The 20,141-nt window shown below is 54.8% G+C and carries 22 protein-coding genes; 9 read left to right on the top strand and 13 right to left on the bottom strand.

The features are described from left to right. Nucleotides 1–2: 2 nt before the first annotated feature. Nucleotides 3–875 (bottom strand): GPO family capsid scaffolding protein, encoded by an 873-nt coding sequence (locus I6L47_RS12250; RefSeq protein ID WP_216947507.1) that lies wholly within the window; start codon nt 873–875, stop codon nt 3–5. 174 nt (nt 876–1,049) lie between these two features. On the opposite strand from I6L47_RS12250, the gene I6L47_RS12245 reads away from it, so the two are divergent. From I6L47_RS12245 to I6L47_RS12225, 5 genes are all read left to right on the top strand, one after another. Further along, entirely contained in the window at nt 1,050–2,867 is a 1,818-nt protein-coding gene (locus tag I6L47_RS12245) for a terminase family protein (RefSeq protein WP_216947506.1), read from the top strand. Next, nucleotides 2,864–3,877 carry a phage portal protein gene (locus tag I6L47_RS12240; protein WP_216947505.1) on the top strand — a complete coding sequence of 338 codons (1,014 nt, stop codon included), beginning with the start codon at nt 2,864–2,866 and terminating at the stop codon, nt 3,875–3,877. The genes I6L47_RS12245 and I6L47_RS12240 overlap by 4 nt, the downstream gene beginning before the upstream one ends. Before the next feature lie 58 nt (nt 3,878–3,935). Then, nucleotides 3,936–4,187 (top strand): ogr/Delta-like zinc finger family protein, encoded by a 252-nt coding sequence (locus I6L47_RS12235; RefSeq protein ID WP_216947504.1) that lies wholly within the window; start codon nt 3,936–3,938, stop codon nt 4,185–4,187. A gap of 476 nt (nt 4,188–4,663) precedes the next feature. Beyond that, complete coding sequence (locus tag I6L47_RS12230; RefSeq protein ID WP_216947503.1) at nt 4,664–5,677, top strand: DUF4365 domain-containing protein; 1,014 nt, start codon at nt 4,664–4,666, stop codon at nt 5,675–5,677. Between the two features lie 70 nt (nt 5,678–5,747). After that, complete coding sequence (locus I6L47_RS12225) at nt 5,748–7,055, top strand: hypothetical protein (protein ID WP_216947502.1); 1,308 nt, start codon at nt 5,748–5,750, stop codon at nt 7,053–7,055. 497 nt (nt 7,056–7,552) lie between these two features. Here I6L47_RS12225 and I6L47_RS12220 read toward each other — a convergent pair whose 3' ends face one another. From I6L47_RS12220 to I6L47_RS12170, 10 genes are all read right to left on the bottom strand, one after another. After that, on the bottom strand, nt 7,553–9,781 hold the full coding sequence (locus tag I6L47_RS12220; protein ID WP_216947501.1) for a replication endonuclease: 2,229 nt from the start codon (nt 9,779–9,781) through the stop codon (nt 7,553–7,555). 3 nt (nt 9,782–9,784) lie between these two features. Next, nucleotides 9,785–10,030, bottom strand: coding sequence for a hypothetical protein (locus I6L47_RS12215; protein WP_021229410.1), 246 nt, complete (start codon nt 10,028–10,030; stop codon nt 9,785–9,787). Beyond that, on the bottom strand, nt 10,027–10,476 hold the full coding sequence (locus tag I6L47_RS22510; RefSeq protein ID WP_254204736.1) for a hypothetical protein: 450 nt from the start codon (nt 10,474–10,476) through the stop codon (nt 10,027–10,029). The genes I6L47_RS12215 and I6L47_RS22510 overlap by 4 nt, the downstream gene beginning before the upstream one ends. After that, nucleotides 10,473–10,670: a hypothetical protein gene (locus I6L47_RS12200; protein ID WP_216947500.1), complete on the bottom strand. Its 198-nt coding sequence runs from the start codon at nt 10,668–10,670 to the stop codon at nt 10,473–10,475. The genes I6L47_RS22510 and I6L47_RS12200 overlap by 4 nt, the downstream gene beginning before the upstream one ends. Further along, nucleotides 10,667–10,927 (bottom strand): DNA-binding transcriptional regulator, encoded by a 261-nt coding sequence (locus I6L47_RS12195; protein ID WP_024943315.1) that lies wholly within the window; start codon nt 10,925–10,927, stop codon nt 10,667–10,669. Before I6L47_RS12195 ends, I6L47_RS12200 begins: the two co-directional genes overlap by 4 nt. A gap of 2 nt (nt 10,928–10,929) precedes the next feature. After that, nucleotides 10,930–11,118, bottom strand: a complete 189-nt coding sequence (locus I6L47_RS12190) for a hypothetical protein (RefSeq protein ID WP_041204794.1) — start codon at nt 11,116–11,118, stop codon at nt 10,930–10,932. A 65-nt stretch (nt 11,119–11,183) separates the two neighbouring features. Next, nucleotides 11,184–11,642, bottom strand: coding sequence for a hypothetical protein (locus I6L47_RS12185; RefSeq protein ID WP_216947499.1), 459 nt, complete (start codon nt 11,640–11,642; stop codon nt 11,184–11,186). 11 nt (nt 11,643–11,653) lie between these two features. Continuing rightward, entirely contained in the window at nt 11,654–12,163 is a 510-nt protein-coding gene (locus I6L47_RS12180) for a phage regulatory CII family protein (protein WP_216947498.1), read from the bottom strand. 27 nt (nt 12,164–12,190) lie between these two features. Then, nucleotides 12,191–12,478, bottom strand: coding sequence for a hypothetical protein (locus I6L47_RS12175; RefSeq protein WP_216947497.1), 288 nt, complete (start codon nt 12,476–12,478; stop codon nt 12,191–12,193). Nucleotides 12,479–12,489: 11 nt separating this feature from the next. Next, nucleotides 12,490–12,675, bottom strand: coding sequence for a Cro/CI family transcriptional regulator (locus tag I6L47_RS12170; RefSeq protein WP_216947496.1), 186 nt, complete (start codon nt 12,673–12,675; stop codon nt 12,490–12,492). A 118-nt stretch (nt 12,676–12,793) separates the two neighbouring features. On the opposite strand from I6L47_RS12170, the gene I6L47_RS12165 reads away from it, so the two are divergent. The 4 genes from I6L47_RS12165 to I6L47_RS12150 all read left to right on the top strand — a co-directional run bounded on the left by I6L47_RS12165 (nt 12,794) and on the right by I6L47_RS12150 (nt 16,862). Further along, a complete protein-coding gene (locus I6L47_RS12165) occupies nt 12,794–13,444 on the top strand; it encodes a LexA family transcriptional regulator (protein WP_216947495.1) in 651 nt (216 codons plus the stop codon). 105 nt (nt 13,445–13,549) lie between these two features. Beyond that, nucleotides 13,550–14,476, top strand: coding sequence for an ATP-binding protein (locus I6L47_RS12160; RefSeq protein ID WP_216947494.1), 927 nt, complete (start codon nt 13,550–13,552; stop codon nt 14,474–14,476). 43 nt (nt 14,477–14,519) lie between these two features. Continuing rightward, nucleotides 14,520–15,107 carry a helix-turn-helix domain-containing protein gene (locus tag I6L47_RS12155; protein WP_216947493.1) on the top strand — a complete coding sequence of 196 codons (588 nt, stop codon included), beginning with the start codon at nt 14,520–14,522 and terminating at the stop codon, nt 15,105–15,107. A gap of 702 nt (nt 15,108–15,809) precedes the next feature. Continuing rightward, nucleotides 15,810–16,862 (top strand): site-specific integrase, encoded by a 1,053-nt coding sequence (locus I6L47_RS12150; RefSeq protein WP_216947492.1) that lies wholly within the window; start codon nt 15,810–15,812, stop codon nt 16,860–16,862. A gap of 362 nt (nt 16,863–17,224) precedes the next feature. Here I6L47_RS12150 and I6L47_RS12145 read toward each other — a convergent pair whose 3' ends face one another. Together I6L47_RS12145 and I6L47_RS12140 are read right to left on the bottom strand one after the other, a co-directional pair. Beyond that, nucleotides 17,225–17,848: a PepSY-associated TM helix domain-containing protein gene (locus I6L47_RS12145; RefSeq protein ID WP_216947491.1), complete on the bottom strand. Its 624-nt coding sequence runs from the start codon at nt 17,846–17,848 to the stop codon at nt 17,225–17,227. Nucleotides 17,849–17,911: 63 nt separating this feature from the next. Further along, entirely contained in the window at nt 17,912–19,954 is a 2,043-nt protein-coding gene (locus I6L47_RS12140) for a TonB-dependent siderophore receptor (RefSeq protein WP_120416099.1), read from the bottom strand. Nucleotides 19,955–20,141 lie beyond the last annotated feature (187 nt).

The raw sequence follows: 20,141 nt of genomic DNA, 5'->3' as shown, positions 1-20,141 counted from the left end.
CCTTAATAGACTGCGGGGGTATCGTCACCGCCGAGGGCGCCCGGGCGCTGGCCCGGCTTCTCGACAGAGAACTGGTCGATCTTGTTGTTCAGTTCGCCGAACTTGTCGGTCAGGCTGGCCAGGGTCTGCTCCAGCTTGCTGAACTGCTCGGTGGTGATGCCGGGTTGCTCATCTACCTTGGTGGGCTCGGTGATCGGCTGGGTGGTGTCGTCGGTGGCCGGTTTGGCTTCCAGCTTGGCGCTGAAGGCATCGATCTTGGTGCCAAGGCCGTTAAGGGCCCCCAGCATCTGATCGAACTGTTCTGGTTTCATTTCCTCATCCTCGGGTTGGCTGGGGGGAGTCGTGGGCGCTTGCTCGCCATGACTGGCCAGGAAGCTGAAAAACTTGGCGATCAGGCCATCGGCCTTCTCGTGCTTGGGGAGCTTGAACATGGAGAGGTCCAGCGGCTCGCTGGTGCCAACGGCCTGTCCTTTGTTGCTGTTGCTGAACTTGAGATGGGTGGTGCCGGTGCTGGCCGGTTCGTCGGTGACGCCGAGGCCCAGCAGGTAGGTACGCCCCAGATCGGCGAAGTTCTCGAAGGGTTCGATGGAGCAGAACTGGTACTGGCCGTTCTGGTTGTAGTAGATGAGATCGCGATTCGGGCAGAGGATGGCGAACAGCTTAAGCTTGCCATCCACCTCTTCGGTCTTGAGTGCCTGCACCGTGCCATAGCTGGACCAGCGATCGTGCTCCGGCCAGATGACGGCGGTGTAATAGGTCGGATCGTAGGTCTCGGCCATATCGGTGAGCCAGTCGCGGGTAATATCCCGCCCATCCACCGCTTTGCCTTCGGTGGCGATACAGACCCAGCCAGTTCTCAAGGTTGATTCGTTCATGCCTGCTCCCAATAGATACGGGGTCAGGCTATCGGGTCGGCAAGGGGGTTTCATCCAGTTGTGTTCGTCGTGATTCGGATCCAGCGGGATATCCGAATTGCTTGGAACATCAGTGAGATAAGCAAGGGGAGGGGCTGGCTATGATGGCGCCATCATTCACCTGATGGAGGCGCCGTGGCGTATCCCGAAGAGATCCGCAATGCCGCGCGGGGACTCTACCTTAAACGATGGACACCCCAGGAGATCAAGGACGAACTGGGGCTTAACTCCTGCCGCGTGGTCTACTTCTGGGCCGAGAAATACGGCTGGCGCGACCTGCTGACCGAAGAGGCGGTGGAGGATGCCATTGCCCGCCGGGTGCAGTCGCTGCTCGGGCGAGAGAAGAAAACCAGCGCCGAGCTGGACGAACTGGACCGGCTTATCGGTCACCACGTCAGCCTCAAAGAGAAGGCCATCAAGTGGGCCGAGCGGCAGCAGGCCCTCAAGGCCCAACGTGAAGGTGGAGAGGAACCCGCCTCACCGCGAACCCAACGCGGGCGAGGTGGCCAGGATGGTGGCCGCAAGGGGAAGGGCGGCAAGAAGGGCAAGAACGAGGTCAGCCACCTGACGGCCGACGACTTTGCCGAGTGGCTGGGTACCCTGTTTGGCTACCAGCTGCGCTGTCGGGAGGCCAAGAACGACCCGGCGCTGCCGCGCACCCGCAATATCCTCAAATCCCGCCAGATCGGCATGACCTACTACTTTGCCGGCGAAGCGCTGGAAGATGCGATACTGACTGGCGGCAACCAGATCTTCCTGTCAGCCACCCGCGCCCAGGCGGAGGTGTTTCGCTCCTATATCTGCAAGATTGCCCAGACTTTCCTTGGCGTCACCTTGACCGGCAACCCCATTGTCCTGTCGAACGGGGCCGAGCTGCACTTTTGCTCCACCAACTCCAACAGCGCCCAGTCACGCTCCGGCAACGTCTACATCGACGAGTATTTCTGGATCCCGAACTTCGAGAAGCTCTCGGACGTGGCCAGCGCCATGGCGACCCAATCGCGCTGGCGCAAGACCTACTTTTCAACCCCGTCGAGCAAGGTTCACGAAGCGTACCGGTTCTGGACCGGGGATCGCTGGAAGGGGCAACGGCCGAGCAGGGTGGCCATCGACTTCCCGGGCGAAAATGACCTGCGCGATGGTGGTCGCGTCTGCCCCGATCGGCAGTGGCGTTACGTCATCACCATCGAGGATGCCATTCGCCTTGGCTGTAACCTCATCGACATCGAGGAGCTGAAAGACGAGTACCCGGAGGAGGTGTTCGACAGGCTCTATATGTGTCGCTTTATCGATGATGCGCTGTCGGTGTTCAAGTTCCAGGATATGGAGCGGGCAGGGGGGGACCCGAGCCGGTGGGAGGACTACAAGCCCGGGCGGCCTGATCCCTTTGGCCGGCGTGAGGTGTGGATGGGCTACGACCCGAGCCGCACCCGCGACAATGCCACCCTGGTGGTGGTTGCCCCGCCCATGGTCGCCGGTGAGCGCTTTCGGGTGCTGGAGAAGCACTACTGGCGCGGGCTCAACTTCCAGTACCAGGCGCAGGAGATAGAGCGCATCGCCAAGAAGTTTCGGGTCACCTATCTCGGGGTCGATGTCTCCGGCATTGGCGCCGGGGTGTATGACCTCTTGAAGCCCACCTTCAAAGGCATATGCCACCCCATCAACTACAGCATCGAGAGCAAATCGCGGCTGGTGCTCAAGATGATTGACGTGGTGGAGGCTAATCGCATCGAGTGGGATAGCGCAGATCGGGATATACCGCTGGCGTTCCTCGCCATCAAGCGCAGCACCACCGGCGGCGGCCAGATGACGTTTCGGGCCGCCCGCGACAACGTGACCGGTCACGCCGACGTCTTTTTTGCCATCGCCCACGCCGTGGCCAACGAGCCGCTCGATACCACCCGCAAACGTAAATCCACCTGGGCAACCAGCCAGGAGAGAAAGGCAGCATGACCAAGCGACACAAATCCCAACCGGCCCGGGCGGCCACCCAAGCAAAGAGCGCGGTGGCGTTCAGCATGCCGGAGGCCATCGACCCCACGGCCTGGATGACCGATTACACCGGGGTGTTCTACAACCCCTATGGCGAGTATTACCAGCCCCCCATCGAGCGCAAGGGACTGGCCAAGGTGGTGCGGGCCAATGCCCACCACGGCGCCATTCTGATGGCGCGCCGCAATATGGTGGCAGGGCGCTTCACCAACCAGCGCGCAGCCATCACCGCGTTCGTGCACAACTATCTGCAGTTCGGGGACGCGGGCCTGCTTAAACTGCGCAACGGTTTTGGCCAGGTGGTGGGGCTATACCCGCTCTCGAGCGTCTACCTACGCCGGCGCGAGGATGGTTGTTTTGTCTACCTGCAGCAGGGCAAGCCGAGTCTGATATATCAGACTGAGGATGTGGTCTGGCTCGCCCAGTACGACCCCGAGCAGCAGATCTACGGCATGCCTGATTACCTGGGCGGCCTGCAGTCGGCCCTGCTCAACCAGGATGCCACCCTGTTTCGGCGCAAATACTTCCTCAATGGCGCCCACATGGGGTTCATCTTCTACGCCACCGACCCGAACATGGACGACGACACCGAGGAGGAGATGAAGGAGATGATCGCCAGCAGCAAGGGGGTAGGGAACTTCCGCTCCATGTTCGTCAACATCCCGGACGGCAAACCCGATGGCATCAAGCTGATACCGGTCGGGGATATCGCCACCAAGGACGAGTTTGCCGCTATCAAGGGGATCACCGCTCAGGATGTACTGACCAGCCACCGTTTCCCAGCCGCGCTGGCCGGCATCATTCCGACCAATGGCGGGGGAGGGCTCGGGGATCCCGAGAAGTACGATGCCACCTATGCCCGCAACGAGGTGCTGCCGCTGTGTGAGCTTATCCAGGATGCCATCAACAGCGCGGGACTCCCTCGCTCCCTCTGGGTCGATTTTCGGGAGAATATCGGTTCAACTGTATAAACAAACAGTGTTTGCTATGGCAAGATAGGCTGTTGATTTGGATAGAAAAGGGGGCGTGATGCGGGTTTATTGCAAAGTGTGTGGCCAGCGGGGCCGCATTACCAAGACCAACAAACTGAGCGATGATGTCTCGGATCTCTACTGCCAGTGCACCGATGCCGAGTGTGGCCACAGCTGGGTGGCCACCTTGTCGTTCGCCCATACCTTAAGCCCCTCGGCCAAGACTACGAACCAGCTAGTGCTTAGCTTGATGGGGTCGCTGACGCCAGAGGGACGGCAGCTGGTACTCAAAGGGCTGGGGGCGCAATAGCGCCCCTAGTTGTTTTCCGCTCTCGTATTCTGGCTTGTCACCAAGCATCGCTTCTGCTCTGGTAACCACAGTAGTTCCTCCGCTTCGCTCCCCCCACAATGCTGATCTCCATCAAAAAGTGAGACAAAAATCAGCGGGCTAAATAACTTTCCACTCACTAATTTAGTTATCGTTTGATACCCTACTCATCTGGGTTCTTACTGTTCTAAAGGTAACTGCGCCGCTTGATGGTAGCTTCTTCAATCCGGTTAAAACAGCATACTGGGAGCTGAAACCTAGTGCGGTAGCCATCTGTTTGCAGGGAAATGGGAGCTGCTTTTTATTAGGGGAGGGAAGATTGCATATATCCATATGCATTGCCAAAAATCGGTTGTCTTCGGTTGTCTTCGGTTGTCAAAAAATGTTCATATCCAATGTTTTGTTATTTTCTATAAGTGTTTCACATAAAAAACTGTCTGTTACATTTAGGGGGGAGCATGATCGTAGTTGGAAAAACTGACGTATTTGAACGAAAGTATATGGAGAAATTCCGAGCGTTTGCTTCAGGTTTTGGAGAGTTTATTAACTATGAGCATGACCGAGGTGCACGAGACATTGGACTACATCTAACTCATCCTCTTAGCTCAGGAAAAGAACGCTTATCAACGGCACTTGTTTGGTTTCAGATGAAGGGAGTGATGTCAACAACATTGCCAGTAAAAGAATTTGAGAAACTAGAAAAATTAACAATTCCACTTAATGTAAATCATCTTCGATATTGGTATTTACAACCAATGCCTACTTACTTGGCTCTTTATATTGAGTCAGTAGATAAGTTTTTTATTTTAAATATTACTAGGTTTGTGAAAGATAAGTGGGGGCGAGATATATTAACGTTAGATCAAACCACCGCAACAGTTGAAGTTCCAGTGGAAAGTGAACTTGACAGCCAAGCCTTTAGCCTAATTTTGAAAGAGAACGACATTAACGAATGGAAAAAAGCATTAGGTAATGATGGCGAAAATATTGATGTGTGCTACAGGGATTACGATTTAATTTGGCATCTTGGTACGGCTGAAGAGAGAAATGTAACTCACGGATTAGAGTTTTGGGATTGGCAAAGTAAAACAAGAGGTCAGCTCTACATTTATGAAATAGGAGGTGATAATAAAGAGGTTTTAAGAGAACATTGGCAATACATGATGACTATTCATGGATTAGAGAGAGCCTATCCTTATATAGATTTTTTTGCGAATGAGGATGATGAAAATGATGATTGGTGGGATGACGACAATGAAGTCCCTGATATCACATTATCAAATGGTGATGTTATCTCTGGTGTAAATGCAGCATATGAATACTTCGCTTATGAATGTGGTATGAGATTAAATGACATAGGGAAACAGCTTTTTGAATGGGTGCAGTTCTTATCTCATGTCGGCTTAATTGAGATTACCCCCGGTAAAAGTGAATTTATCAGTATAGCACCATGGCATAGCCGTGCAGTTTAGGGCTAACAAGACGCTTATTTGCACAGTTTCAGAACCAAGTCGGCTAGGACTTAACATTTGAAAAGGATTAATGATGACTGATGTAAACTTGCCCGCAGTAATGGGGAATACGTTACCTGTGCTTGATCAGCTAACTAATGCGCTAGGCGTTCCTAGAGATATTATTGCTTCAGGTCAAGAGATTCAGAGTGCATGGAATAACCTACCTGGCATTATGAATAAAATACCGCCAGCACTACGGACAGAGGGCTTAGCTAGAATGTGCGTAGCTGTTGCTGCAGGCCTCTTTGACAGTGCTATAAATTACATATGGAACACATCAGTCATAGAACTACGAGAAAAAGTTAAGCGATTTGGCTTACCAGTGGTTGAACAACTATTGAGTAAGCCGAATTTTGATGAGCAAGCTCTTTTAGATATAAAAGATGCTGAGTTATTAAGCCTATGTTTAAAGCTTAACCTCATCACGGAAGATGGTTATTTTTTTCTCGATCAGTGTAGAGACATTAGAAACAATTTTTCCGCGGCACATCCTGTCGTGGGGAAAATTGATGACCATGAGTTTATTGGTTTTGCAAATCGGTGTGCCAAGTATGCTTTGGGAAATGAGTACAACCCCGTTGGAGTAGACATATCGGCATTCATGACCGCAGTTAAAGGCACTAAATTTTCTGATGAGCAGAAGGACCAATGGGTTCATAGAATTCAGCGAACCCATGAGGCACAGCAATATCTATTGTTTGGTACATTACACGGGATTTATAGCGATCCGGCTAGTGTAGAGCAATCGCGGGTAAATGCATTAATGATCGCCGCAGCATTTGCGCCGCATTTTACGCCAAAAGCAAAGTCAGACCTCATTAATCGACATCATGATTACATAGCAAAGGGTGATGAGAAAAGACATAAAGCATCACAGCAATTTTTTGAGCGTCTTGGGATGTTGGCTCTGCTTGGTGAACACGAGTTCCATTCTTTAATCTCTAATGCTGCAAAGCGTCTGATTGGTGTCCATCAGGCTATGGATAATTTTTACAACGAACCGCCTTTTGCAGAGCGATTGCTACAACTAACACAGCAAGGTGCAATTCCTGATACGGTAAAGGAAGAGTTGGTAACTGTTGTAGTTACTTGTGCTTCGGGTAACCCTTATGGAGTTTCTAATGCTGCAGTTCCGCACTATGAAAAGATCATTCAAGGTTTTTCACCCAGCGAAGTAGAGATAATGCTTGCTTTGCCAAGCAAAAAAGTTTTATTGAGTGAGCGAATTAAGTCTTATGCAAGCTGTCGTAATCGTTTCAAAGGTCTAGTTAGACTTATTGACCCATCGACAGTGCCAACTAAGTCAGCTTCTGCTTACGCTCACTGGATTAAGTAACATCGATCAGGCGCGGCACTCAGAAAAAAATCCTAGTGAGTGTTGCGCTCTCGGGATCTGAATAAGGGGTTAATATGCAGGAATACTAATCATTACCTTCTAATTTCCACGATAGCATAGGTCTCTTATTATTTTTCCCTTCTCTGAGTTGACGGTGGCCCGCTACTATCTGATGCAATGCTGGCCGGTACGTTGAGTTGAGCTTTGTGCTATCCAAAGACTGCTGCCTGTAGTGGCGCAACGGATGGTACCGTTCAGGTCGATGGCCACAGGGGTTAGGCTATCAGCAAAATGCTTTCTGCCATCAGCGAAGCCGAGCTGGCGGGTGGTTTACCTTTATCTGAAAGGGGCCTGGCACCTCGGTTGCAGCGGCCGACAGGGCCAGCGTTGCTGGAGAATACAGGCCACTCGATTATCCTAGTGGCGGTATTCTGCGCGGCTGAAGGTCTGCATGTTGTTCATGTCAACTCTTCGCTGCAGCCGTCCTGTTCCGGCATCTATTCTGGCGTATCCAGCCCTTCCAGCTCCCGCCACATCTCTGACTGATAGGGCCCCGGCAACATCTCGATCCAGCGATGTGTCCCGTCGTGGCCTTGTGCCTGGTAGACCTCACCGCACAGCTCAACCAGCATCGGCCAGTCCGGATCCCCCTCCGGTACCGCGTACTCATCCGGCAGGTCCTGTTCGGCTGGCTGTAGTCCATCCAGTTGCAAATCTGGCTCGCTTGGAAGCGAGCGGCTCGACTGCACCTGGCCGTTTTCTAGCCAAAGGGTGAAACCATCCACCCTTACGCAGGCACCTGACCGTAACCGGTCGATGGAGAAGGGCGATAACCCCCATTGTTCCCTCATGATCTGCTCTGTGAAGACATCAGGATCCGGTAGCGTACAGTTATTGTCAGAGCTCCAAGGTGCCGGGCTGTCGCCCGTCTTAACCCCAACCCCTCTCGCTGCAGCCTCGGCGGCTTTCCTGGCTTCATGGGTACCGGCAGGCACAATTTCCCATCCTTGCAGGCGGGTCTTGATGCCCAGGCGGGCAGAGGTCAGGCCCATCAGGCGCTTGATGTCTTCGCCATAGCTGTTGGCTTGCTCCTCAATGAGGTGGGCCAGCTTGATGGGGTGTTCGGCACGGGTCGCCAGTGCGCCGCCCATGGCGTGCAGGTAGCAGCGAAAGATGCCGTTATCTGCGGCAAAGCGGGCCGCCTCAAAGCGTGGGTCTTGCAGCACTGGCTTGGGTGGGCCAACCAGATCGGCATTCTTCTTGGCGTTGCTGATGCGGCGCAGCTCGCGCCATACACCGACCGGGGCGCCGCCGATCTGCTGGAAGGTGCGAATGCCCCACCAACTGGCCCAGGCCACGGCATGAAGGGCGCCCTCATCGGCGGCAGTGCCGGCCTCTTCGTCATCGTCCAGGTAGGCGCCGTCGATGTTCTTGGCAATGTATTTGGCGATATAGCCCGCGGCATCACCCTTGGCCGGGTCTATCTCTTTCCAGTCAAAGCGGGGAGTAAAGTCGGTATAGGGTGGGGCGCCCTTGATATCCCGTACCAGCTCGTCGTGGTCATCGGTCAGGGCATAGCGTTGCAGGATACCGATCACCCGGTTGCGATCTTCCGGGCGCATAAATAGCAGCAGGTGCCAGTGCGGGGTACCGTCGTGGTGAGCCTCGCACACGCGAAATCCATAAACGGGCGCGTTCCACCGCTTGAGGGCCGCCCTGGCGCGGCTCCAGAGTTTGGCCAGATAGGCGCAGGTTTCCCGCGGCGTGGCCCCTTGGTATCGCTTGTTCTCTACCGCTTTGCCGTTGTGCTTTTGTGTCCAGGCATGAAAGCGGCTTGGTGCTGTCCAGGTGAAGAATACCCCCACATGTCCCTGCTCCTCGGCATAGTCATTGAACCCCCGAGCACGCACCATCATTTCGTTGCGGCGGTTCACCGGGTTGGCGTTGCTGGCCTCCCAGCAATCCTTCATCGACACAACCAGGTCATACTGCTCGTTGATTACTTCCGACTCGGCCAGCCAGCGCATCATGGCCTGCTTGCGTTCGCGCACCACCTTCATGGTGGCGTTCGATACATAAGCCGACACGCCCTTACGTACCTTGCCGAGCAGAATGTTGATCTGCTCCTGCAGCCGATCCCAGCAGCGGTTGACGCGCTTCTCCCACCACTTGGCAGAGAGCAGGCGCACCAGCACGCTCAGGATCCAGTTATCCCGCACCTCGTTGGATTTGAACTTGGGCATCTTGCCGATAAAGCCCCACTGATCGGCCGGCTGGCGCATCAGCTCCCAGGTCTGCAGCAGATCCGGCTCGGCGCCCTCTTTGATGTCCTGTTCGATGTTCTTGTAAATGGCAGCGGTCTGGTTGGCGAATTGGTGGGCCACCTTCTTGCGGCCGTCTTCATCGCGCATCTCCCTTGGGTTGACCGGAATGGAGTGGAGCAGCTGGCGCACCCAGCGGGTTCGCTCACGCAGCCAGATATTGGCCGCCCGGCAATGGGTAAAGCTGCAATCCTTGCGGCGCCTTGCGTACTGTTTGAACAGGTCTCGGGTTAACTCGGGGGAGAGGCCATCGAGCAGCTGGATAGCCCACAGCAGATCGTATTGGCCGCGTGGGCCGCCGAAAACGGCGTCAAAGTTGACGCCGGGCAGAGAGTTGCAAAGGGTGTTGACGCGCTGCAGCTGTGCTTTTCTCGACAGCGGCAGCCGGGTGGTGAGCTTGGTCATGCGTTAAGCGGATAACGTCTTGATGCGAAACAGGCATCCACTGATGCGCTGCTGGGCATGGGTTTTCATTCGACGGGCGGCCGCGCACTGACGCAGCAACAGCTTGATGCTGACGTGGGGGCGGGCTGGTAGCCGGCGCGCATGGGCCAGCTCCCGTTGATAAAGACGCAGCCGCGCTGCGTCTTCCCGATAGGCCTCTTGCCAGCGATACATCAGGCTGGTCAGTTCCTGCTGCAGATGATGGGTCACTTGATCACCTCACCTTGCCCATGCAGTGGCGCGCACTCCTGCCACCACTCACCGATCTCTTTGGCCAGCGCAGTTGCGCCCTGGCCCAGTGCCAGCCAATAGACAGAGCGCACCGCACCGAGCGCCAGCAGCTCCCGGGGGATATCCCGATCGCCTCTGGCCTCACCACCGGCGGCGATAAACTCGGCGCGGGCCGCCAGCCAGTGGGTGGTCAGTGGGTTGTGAGCGGGGAGTAGTGCGGATTCTTCATCGTCCTCGTTGCCGTCATCATCGAGCAGATCAGCCGGGTTGCTGGTCGCAACCAGCTGCAGCTGGATGTACTGCTGGCCGGAGTAAACCCCGCCCAGGGCGATGCGGTTGTCTTCGGCATTGGCCGCGAACATATCGGCCAGCAGCCCTTCGACCACCTTGGGAGCCTGGCGGGCAATCTTGATGATGTCGCTCATTGGCAGGCCCTCCGGTTGATGCTGACAAACAGCTGGTGCCAGCGCAGGGCACGCTTGGCCTGGGCTAACAAGGTTTTACCCTCCGTTCCTCTGAGGCATGAAGAGTGACGAGCTTTGGCGGTGAGCCGCTGGCGCAGGCGCGGCAACTCGGCCAGCGCCTCCTGTTCGGATATGGGATGGAAGATCTTGGTCATGCCTGCACCTCCGGCGTGGCGATACCGGTCAGCAGCCAATCGACATGGCGTTTCAGCTCCGGGTGGTTGGCGATCAGCAAGAACAGACCGCCCCCGATCTCGCGGTATCCCAGCTCGTAGTTCTTGAGCGTGGTGGGCGGAATGCCGAGCTGGTCGGCAAACTTGGGGCGGCTCAGCTTCAACTGTTCCCGCAACTGGCGCAGGCGCTTGGCGGCATGGTGGTTGAGCAGGTTGATTTGGGTCGGTTGTGCGTTCATGGTCAGGCTCCTTGTTGAGTGGTGCAGGGGTTGATGCGGCTGAACAGAGAAGCCCAAGCCAGTGCGGTTGACCGCTCCATAAGCGCAACCCCGTCCGGGTGTTGGCTAAGACGGGCGCCATAGCGGCCCGTCAGCTTGCGTTGTTGGATGCGAAGGTTGCGCAGGGCGCAGGGGATCGCTAAAGTTGCCATGTCGACTTCCTCATACGTTGTTGATAAGGCCCGCTTGGAGTTGCACCTCCGTAATGCGGGCTTTTTTATTGCCCAATAGGACGTGGGCCTTGCCCGGTCATCTGGCTTGCTGCCAGCACCGCGCGCTTCATGCGCAGCTTTGCTGCTCTCTCTTTCTTCTCCCTCTCGATATCCCGGATAGATCTGGTGACCGGTGCCGGGTGCCATACCTTGGTGTCACAGCCGCCGCGAAATTCGCTTTGGTAATCCAGTGCAATCACCGCAAGGCGGACCGACTCGCGCTGCGCATGCGGCAATGCCGACAGCGTGGCGCTCATCAGTTCGCCCCGAGGCTGGCGAGCGATGGCACAGATTGCGGCTTTCTTGGCCTGGCCCAGTGCTAGCCAGTCGGTGTCGAGGCTCGAGCGCTTCTTGCCGAACATCTCGCGCAGCAACATGCAGCCGGCGGTGTTCATGGCCACCTGTTCTTCTGGCGTCAGGCCAGCCAGATTGCGTTGTTGATGGTCAATGCGTTGGGTTTGCATGGGTTCCCTCCTTACATGGTCATGGTTTGCATCAGGATGTCTGACGCACAGGCCAGGGTCGGCACCGCCTGAAAGCGGGCCTCAATGTCGTGGATCAGGATGGCGAGTGACCCCATGGCCGAGGTGGCCACGCTCACTAGGGTGTTGCGCTCCGAGCGGGTGATCCGGCCGCGGTCAGTCAGCTCCAGCGCTCGTTGGCCAATGCTGGCGATCTTGGCGTTTAGATCGATTGCCTGGTGGGGCAGGGAAGGGGCCCGCTCTGCCTTGGGGATAGCCACTGCAGTGAGACCGCACTCCAACAACAGACCATCGAACAGGGTCTCGTCCCCCTCTGTGGCGTGATAAATAGCCACCAGTTCCCGAGCGGTGAGTTGATGCGGTTGTGCCGGGTTTAACTTGTTGCGCAGTAACTGTTCGCCAATACCTGCAGCGCGTGCTACCTCGGCAAGGGAATGGCTGGCGGCGAAGCGTGAGCAGGCGGACTCGAAGTGCGGTTGTTTGGTTGAACTCAGGTCAAACATAGTGAACTCATCCTTGGCCGGTTATGGTTAACTCGCGAGCTTGAAGTTGTGTACTAACATCGAGCCGGCCATCTGCTTAGCGATGAACACATGCACCTTGACCATCACCAGCTCGTTGCCTCTGGTTTTTTCCATGACATCGAGGCGGCCGGTTCTGACCCAGTGGCGAGCAGTGTCAACAGAGATACCGATCCACTCTGCGAACTTGGCGATGGGCATCAGCGGTGGAATGTCAGGGGAGATCACAAGATTGATCGCACTGACGGTTGCCGGCGGAGCATGCGAAACAGCAGGATTGATATGACGTGGTGGCATTGGTGCTACCCTCATTGTGCGGTGCGAGGTTGCGAGTCGTCGGCTTTCAGTTTGCCGCCGGTCATCACCTCGATCTGGTAGGCGCGACCCTGGGGAATGACTTCACCCCAACAAGAAACCGTGGCCCTGTTAATGCCCAAGGCATTAGCCGTTTTGGTAACTCCACCGAAGTGGCTAAGTACATCTTGCTTCTTCATGAATGCCCTCACGTTGGATGTCCAAACATTAACGTTGGAGTTTTTACGATCCTTTGTTTGGAATGTCAACACGAAGATGTAAAAGATCCAACGCTTGTCGATGTTAAAGTTTCCAACTATGAAAAGTGAACGCATCAAAGAACTTCGTAAAAAGCATGGACTTACCCAACAACAAGTGGGTGAGCGCATTGGCGCAAGTCGAGCTTCGGTATCTCAATGGGAAAGTGGGGATGTTTCGCCGAGCGCTGATTATTTAGTCGCATTGGCTAAGATGTTTGGAGTTTCAGCGCACTGGCTTTCTACGGGGAAGGGGTCGCCTGAACAGTCGAACGTTGAGCCGGCAGTGATCCCGCAGGGGAATCGGGTGCCGATCCTGAGCTATGTCCAGGCTGGCAACTGGCGGGAGATGTGTGAGCAGGCCACGGCTTTCGATGGCAATGTGGAATTTGTGTCTGCCAGCGTTGATATCGGTCCTTGTGGATTTGGCCTTTGGCTACGTGGCAACTCCATGACCCCGTTCTTCAATGAAGGGGATCTGGTAATCATTGATCCTGACGAACAACCACGTCCTGGTGACTATGTAGTGGCCAAGAATGGCGGCGAAGAGGCCACCTTCAAGAAGTACCGGCCCCGCGGCATTGATGAGAACGGACAAGAGGTGTTCGAGCTAGTTCCCCTCAATGACGATTACCCCACTATGCACTCCGACCGGCAACATATCGAGATCATCGGCGTGATGGTCGAGCATCGAATTTTCAGAAAACGATAAAGTCTTCATTTATCGTTTCCCCTCGGCTGTACATCGCAACAGGTTTGCCATTTTTTCTAAGTCCCTATAGAGGTTTATCTGAAATTGAGTTTTGGACAGCCCCCTGTGATTGAAGTTATTAACTTTCCCAGTCTGGGGAGGTACTACGATACGCATGACTTTGAACGGGCCATCAGGCAGGCCAAATTCAGCGAATCTGCAGTGATTTCTCATGTGCACATCAGGTTAGGGCGTGGCAACAGGTTGTTAGCTGATGCAACAATAAAGCTACTATGTCTCTGCCATCACGTGGTGTCTCTTCATAAAGACCTGACATTGACTTTTGAAGGGGGTGATCGGTGTAGCTGTTTTACATTTATGGAGCGTTGTGGTTTTTTCCAGTCACTGCCTCCTGAAGCTGATGTTATTCCCTTCCGGCCACAAGCTCAGGATGCATCGATTACATTCGCAGGCAATAGCGAAAACTTGATTGAAATTAGGGCTGTGAGTTCCACAGAACCAGGTAAAAATAGACCGATACCTACTCAGTTGTCCGATGCGTTGGGAACCATAATCAAGACAGACTGCAATACATTTCTGACAAATATTCACACTATCGTCGGTGAGTTTTGTAGCAACGTGTCTGAACATAGTCAGGTGCCGACTCCTGGCTTTGTGTACATGCATCACTACAAACGAACGGGTAATATTTTCATCTCTATCGCTGACATGGGGGTTGGGTTGCTTACCAGTTTGCGTGAAGGCTTACAAAAGCGGGATCACCCGGCTAAAGACCTGTCTGATCAGAGCTTGATTTTAGAGATGTTTAACCAAGGCATTAGCCGGAAACATGATGGTAGAGGCACGGGCCTGAATCGGGCCGCGCGTATTGCTATCGAGTTTGAAGGAACGCTTCACGTGCGACTTGATAAGCACGTGATTAACCTATACCCCAAGGGAGGAAGATTTGAAGCTGAGGCTCATATGAGCACAGATTGCTTTCTTGCCAAGGGGACCCATATTACTCTCTGCATTCCTAAGGCAAAGATATAGTGTTCTCTTGCCTTATAGGCCACACTCTGATTCAATAAGTTTTATGAAACAGATAATCGCACGTATCAAACTCTTTGACTTCATGGACTTTGCTGTTCCAAATGCTGATGGAACCAAAGATGGCTGGGGGGTCACCGATGGTGAGGCCGTTGCGGCATCGCTTGCAAAGTACATCTCTAATTCTCCAGAAGTAGACATCTATGACATCTCGCTGGAAGGTGTTAGACGTATCGATGCTTCCTTCCCACGTGAGGCGTTCATCATGCTCGCATTAAAATCAGTGGGGAAAAAAGGCTTCTTCGTCAGTGATGTTGCAAATGTGGTACTGCTGGACAACATCCGGGCTGGGGCTGACAAGTTGAGTTTTCCTTTGCATGCCTGCTGTCAGGGTAACGTAGAGGTGTTGGGCCCAGAGCCTAAAAGAACTCAAAAAGAACTGTACAACTATGTTGTTAAAAACGGGTGGGTGACAGCATCTGAGGTTGCAGAAGTGTGTGACCTGAAAATCAACAATGCTAGCAACAAGCTAAAAGAACTTGTTGATGAAGGATTTTTGCTAAGAAAAGAAGGCGTTGCTGAAAGTGGAGGTATTGAATTTTACTACTTCCCTATTCATGGACGGAGTAAGTAGAAACTGCTTCACAAAATTTCTTGATCGAGAAGATCGGCTATGTTATCTTAGTCAATAAGGAGGTCTAGTTGGGCCTCCTTAAAAAAGAAAGGCCATTCATTTTTTTTAGTGAATGGCCTTTAGGAAAACTAGTCGTTCATTATTTTTTGTGAACGAAATGGCAAGTAACTAGAGTAGTAAGAGGTAAAAGTTATGTTTGGTAAGATCAAAGATGTGCACGTATGCGCCTATCTGAGGCGGCGTAAAGGGCGTTTGGAGTATGTTATCTCGCATTGGCGTTCTTCACCGGGGAGTTAGTCATGCTCTATGGTCTAAAAAACAAAAAAGCCCAATGTTGGGACATTGAGCTTCATTCTTAGACCGACACCAAGAGAAGTTTTGGCTGCGGCTGATTAGTTTTGACAAGAGTTAATATAGTCGCAGTCCAACTTTTTTCCAATCACTTTAGTGAGTCTCTGCCTGATTTTTGAGGCGCATATTTTTCGATTCCTATCACCAAGCATGAGGTCAGGACGTTCGGTCACGTGTTTTGGCTAGTCGACTTTGCTATCTAGTATGTATGCATTCTCCCGTTTTAAACATTCCTATTCGTTGCAACGGCTGTATAAAATAACAGTATTAATGTATCCAAGAATGCAAATGGCGGCTTGGTTTGAATCCTTTTGGCGTTCAATGGTAATCCAGTAACAGGTTCATCATGCAATGACGGTTCGTAAGCTCGACGACGGAAAGACTAAGCTCTGGCTTGCCGAAGTGTACCCTCAAGGCCGTGACGGCCTTCGTAAGCGGAAGCGCTTTGCGACCAAGGGCGAGGCGCTTGCGTGGGAAAAACACGTGCTGGCACAGCCTTGGCAACAACCTGAGACGGGGAGTGCGGATGAACGGCGGTTGAGTGATCTGGTTATGCTTTGGTATGGCCGTCACGGCCAAACCTTGGCCGATGGTGATAGGCGCCGCGACAAGCTGCTCTGGCTGACTGGAGCGCTGGACGATCCTATAGCAACCGAGTTCACGGCTCAGCAGTTTGCGGCCTACCGTGAGCGGCGATTGGCCGGTGAACTCCATGTGCCCGGTCAGCGTAAGCAAGTTTCCCCAACAACTATCAACCGTGAGCTGCTCTACCTGCAGGCGGTGTTCAATGAGCTTGGTCGATTGGGTGAGTGGAGTCATGGAAACCCACTAGAGGTTCTGCGTCAGTACAAAGTGCAAGAGTCAGAGTTGGCATTTTTGAATCAGGACGAGATTGAACGGTTACTGGCAGCTTGCGCGTGTCTTAAAGACTTGTGGTTGATCGTGATGCTCTGCCTCTCCACTGGCGCCCGTTGGTCTGAGATTGAAAAGCTGACTCGATCACAGGTTGGCATCGGTCGGCTTACTTTTACTCGAACCAAGGGCAAGAAGAACCGTACTGTGCCGGTGGCGGGTTGGCTGCTGGCATTGCTGCCCAAACGAACGGGCAGGTTGTTCGGCGACTGTTATGCCGAGTTCGAGAAAGCGATACGGCGGGCTGAGATTGAATTGCCTGCTGGCCAGAGTACCCACGTTCTGCGCCATACCTTTGCCAGTCACTTTATGATGGGGGGCGGCAACATTCTGGTGTTGCAACGGATCCTGGGTCATACCGATATCAAGATGACTATGCGCTATGCCCATTTTGCCCCAGATCACCTCGAAGATGCAGTCAAACTCAATCCGATCACCGCGCTGAAAAGTGGCGGCAAAATGGCGGCAGAGTTCACCAGCGACCCACAATAAACCCCAGTCATCCTCAAACAACCCACTGAAAACAAAGCAAGTTATTGATTTAAAGTAGCTTGCGATGGTTTCAAAATCCGCCGGTGAATAACCGTGTCGGTTCGAGTCCGACCCCGGGCACCATCAAATTCATGACAAAAGGCCATCAGCAATGATGGCCTTTTGTTTTTTGGCGTTCCTGCACATTGGAGCGTTACTGTTGAGCTGGCAGTACTTCCCGTTACCTCTTGGTATCCCTTCTCTTTTCCCTCTCTCCGTTATTTCCTTTTCTTGATATAGCCGCTGACGGCATCGCCGCCAGCGGCCTGTCTCTATTGCGGTTTTCTTTCCAAACCTTGCTGCATCAGAACATGGTTGCCGCACTATCCCAGCAGGGCAAACAGCAGGGTACCGAGGGTGCCAACCAGTGTCAGCGCTATGATGGCTCTGGGTGTGCCGTGCAGCTTGGTCCACATAAACAGGCTGGTGAGGGCGAGCAGCAACAGGGCCAGGGCGGCGATATCGCCAAACAGCTGCCAGCCGAGGCCGGTACCCATGCCGCGGTGCAGCCGGTTGAGGCTGGCGGCAAAGTTGGCCAGTTGCAGATCGGTACGTACCAGCAGGGTACCCTCAACATAGCTGGCGGCCACGCTCTGGCTGAGGGTGACACCGCGCATCTCCCACTTGGCGGGCAGGGTGAGCGGGCCGTTCGGGGTGGGCAGGGTCTGGGCCGGGGTGATCATGGTTCGCCCGTCGGCAAAGGTATCGGGATAGCGCTGTTGCAGCAGGCTTTTCAGCTGCTCCGGGCTGGCGAGCGGCGCCTCCAGCACTATCTCTTCACTCGATTTGTCGGTGTGGGGGCCGGGGATGGGCAACACGGCACGGTGTTGCAGCCAGAGACCGGTGATGCCGTACATCAGCATCAGGGCGAGGGTAAAAAAACCGGCCCAGGCATGGAGGCGGCGTACCCATTTGTTGTTGTGAAGGGGAACTCTTCTGCGTTTCATCGTGGTTGCTTCATAAAAAACTGGCCAGCAAGGGCTGGCCAGTCGGGGTGGTTGTCACAGAGATCAGAAGCGGTAGGTTCCGGTCAGGCTCAGCTGACGGGGCGTACCCGGCATGATCTGGGTGGCACTGGTGGCGCTGACGAAGTACTCGTGGTCGGTCAGGTTTTCGGCGCTCAGCTCGGCTTCCCACTGCTGCCAGCGATAACCGGCGCGCGCATCGAAGCGGGCGTAACCGGGCAGTGTGGTGGTGTTGGCGTTGTCGGCGAAGCGATCGCCCACCGCCGTCACGCCGGTTTCACCGAACCAGCCCTGCTCGCCACTCTTGTAGCCGAGATAGAACTGGCCATTCTGGCGGGAGACGTTCATCGGGCGCTTGCCCTGCAGATCCGCATCCGCCTTGACCTGCTCCGCATCCTGAATGGCGAAGCCGCCACGCAGATAGATCTCGTCGGTCAGCTCGGCACGGGCGCTCAGTTCGACCCCTTCGGTACGCTGCAGGCCGGTGAGGATCACCTTGGTGGGATCCAGCGGATCCTTGGTGCGCTTGTTGTACATCTCCAGTCGATAGAGGGAGAGAGTGGTCGCCAGCTTGCCGTTCAGCCAGTCACTCTTCACCCCACCTTCGTAGAGGCGGGTGTGCTGGGGTTCCAGCCCGTTGTTTTTGTCGCCCGGGGTGATGCCGATCAGCTCGCCGCCCACCGGAGTGAAGGTCTTGCTGTAGGAGGTGTAGAAGGCGTGATCCTCGAGGGGATTCCACACCAGACCGAGGCGCGGGCTCAGGCTGTTGACCGAGACGCTCTCCTCCTTGTTGAGGTCGTAGCGGCGACTGGTGACGGTGAAGTCGTCACGGCGCAGCCCGCCCACCAGATGCCAGTCACCCAGGCTGAGCTGATCCTGCAGATAGAGGCCATTGCCGCGCACCTTGTGTTTGGCGTCGCTGGAGAGCTTCATGGCGCCATTGTAGGTAGGCAGTGAGCCCGGGTCGTAGAGGTTGCCGGACGGGATGGCGGTGGCGTTCTGGTAGAGCTTGGGTGTGCGCTCCTGCCAGTTCTGCTCGAAGCCGGCCAGCAGGCGATGTTCCACCGGGCCGGTCTGGAACAGACCTTCTGCCTCGGTGTTGCTGATCAGGTTCTTCGCTTTCAGATCCTGCTGCCAGCGGGAGCGGGTCACCTGATCCCCTTTGACGCTGGTGACATAGGTGTTGTCAAACTGGCTGTCGAGGGTGGAGTAACCGAGCTGCTGGCGCAACTGCCACTGATCGTTGATATCCCAGGAGAGGCGTGAGCGGGTGGATTGTGCCACGTCATCGATGAAGTCGCGGCTGGTATCGCTGTAGACATACTCTCGCGGCACATCGGCCGGACGGCCATTGACCCCGGGAATGCCGCGATCCGGGGTGCGGTCATGTTCGTTGCGCTCGTACTGCACCAGCCAGTTGAGGTTGTCGCTGATCTCCCAGTTGGCGGAGGGGGCCAGCAGGGTGCGCTTGCTCTTCACGCCGTTGCGGAAGCTATCTTTGTCCTCTTGCGCCATGTTGAGGCGCAGTTGCACCTGCTCACTCGCCTCGCCATTGAGGTCGGCAGCCAGTCGCTGGCTGTCAAAGCTGCCGACCCGGGCGGTGACGCTGGACTCCTGCCCTTTCTGCGGCTTCTTGCTGACCCGGTTGACGATGCCCCCCGTACTGCCACGGCCGTAGAGCACGGCAGCCGGGCCCTTGAGCACTTCCACACGCTCGATGTTGCCGAGATCCCGGGTGTACTGCATGTCGTCGCGGAACCCGTCGAGATAGAAGTCGTTGCTGGCGCTGAAGCCGCGGATATTGACTCCATCGAAGCGGGTATCACCGCTGGCGTTGACACCGGGAATGCCGCTCAGGGCTTCACTCAGCGTTGGTTGGCCGAAGGCGGTCAGCTCGCTGACCTTGACGCTGTCGATGGTCTGGGGAACCAGCTTGGCTGGCGTATTGGTACGGGTAGCGGTGGCAACTTCCTGATGCTGGGAGCGTTTGCCAACCACAGTCATGGTTTCATCGGTGGCCTGGGCAGTGAAGCCGGTGCCCAGCAGTGCCAGCGAGACCAGCGTTCTGCGAAAGTGAGGGTGCTGCATATTCAATATTGACTCTTTGGATGTCGACCTGACGGATCGAACATATTGATTTAATTATAATTAGCCTGACCCGCTTAAGCGGGATGCCAATGATATTGATTTTCATTTATCTGGCAAGGTGAAAATGGAGGTATCTGTGGAGGTGGTTGTTGCGGTTGGGAGAGCGCGGCTGAAACGCAGATCCCCT

The organism is Aeromonas sp. FDAARGOS 1417, assembly GCF_019046985.1.
Lineage (GTDB): Bacteria > Pseudomonadota > Gammaproteobacteria > Enterobacterales > Aeromonadaceae > Aeromonas > Aeromonas veronii.
This window is presented reverse-complemented; position numbering and strand designations above follow the sequence as displayed.